Source organism: Pseudoalteromonas sp. T1lg22 (genome assembly GCF_002964645.1).
GTDB lineage: Bacteria > Pseudomonadota > Gammaproteobacteria > Enterobacterales > Alteromonadaceae > Pseudoalteromonas.
Genome location: NZ_PQBY01000024.1, coordinates 1 through 1,226, shown reverse-complemented (window position 1 = coordinate 1,226; position 1,226 = coordinate 1). Strand labels below are relative to the sequence as shown.

Sequence of the window (1,226 nt, the reverse complement as noted above, 5' to 3'; positions counted from 1 at the left end):
GGCGAGACCTGACAGATCTTGCCCAACGACGGTCACGTTGCCGTTGCTATCCGTGCTGATCGCCGAGCTCGGTACCGTGATCGTGGTCACGCCATCACTGATGGTGATGCTGTTCACTGTGGCACCGGCTTCGACAACGCCAGAAAGGGTCACGTTGGTCGCCTCACTCGCGCTCAATTGTTCATCGCCGCCATCGTCGAACGCAATACTGTTTGCGCCATCACCTGTGCTCGGTGCGCCCGTATCCAAGGTGGCGGTATCGGTGACCGTGCCTGTGTTCCCGGCAGCGTCGGTCACTGTCATGGTGACGGTTAGTTCACCGTCGGCGAGACCTGACAGATCTTGCCCAACGACGGTCACGTTGCCGTTTCTATCCGTGCTGATCGCCGAGCTCGGTACCGTGATCGTGGTCACACCATCACTGATGGTGATGCTGTCGACGGTGGCACCGGCTTCGACAACGCCAGACAGGGTCACATTGGTCGCCTCACTTGCGCTAACCAGCTCATCGCCGCCGTCGTTGAACGCAATGCTGTTCGCACCATCGCCCGTGGTTGGTGCGCTGGTGTCAATGACTAAGTTGCCCGTGGCCATGCTGCTGTTACCCGCCGCGTCGGTGGCGGTCACGGTGACCTGGTAGCTACCGTCCATAAGCGCAGGCAAGGTGTCGTCCACCAAGGTCCAGGTGCCGTCGCCATTGTTGGTGGCAACATAATCCACACCCTCAACGGTTACTACTATGCTCGCCTCTGGATCATCTATGGTGCCGGTCAAGGCTGGGGTGCTGTCATTGGTGGTGTTATCGTTGATGGTCACCGAAGGTGCGCCCGTATCTAGGGTGGTGGTATCGGTGACCGTGCCTGTGTTCCCGGCAGCGTCGGTCACTGTCATGGTGACGGTCAATTCGCCGTCAGCGAGGCTTGAAAGGTCTTGCCCTACGACGGTCACGTTGCCGTTGCTATCCGTGCTGATCGCCGAACTCGGTACCGTGATCGTCGTCACACCATCACTGATGGTGATGCTGTCGACGGTGGCACCGGCTTCGACAACGCCAGAAAGGGTCACATTGGTCGCCTCACTCGCGCTCAATTGTTCATCGCCGCCATCGTCGAACGCAATACTGTTTGCACCATCACCTGTGCTCGGTGCGCCTGTATCCAAGATGGTGGTATCGGTGACCGTGCCTGTGTTCCCGGCAGCGTCGGTCACTGTCATGGTGACGGTCA

Annotated in this window: 1 protein-coding gene; it reads right to left on the bottom strand. The window is 59.3% G+C overall.

The window, feature by feature from the left end; all coding sequences use genetic code 11:
• The coding region (locus C2M24_RS14440; protein WP_199775728.1) for a beta strand repeat-containing protein at nt 1-1,226 on the bottom strand (1,226 nt) is incomplete at both ends.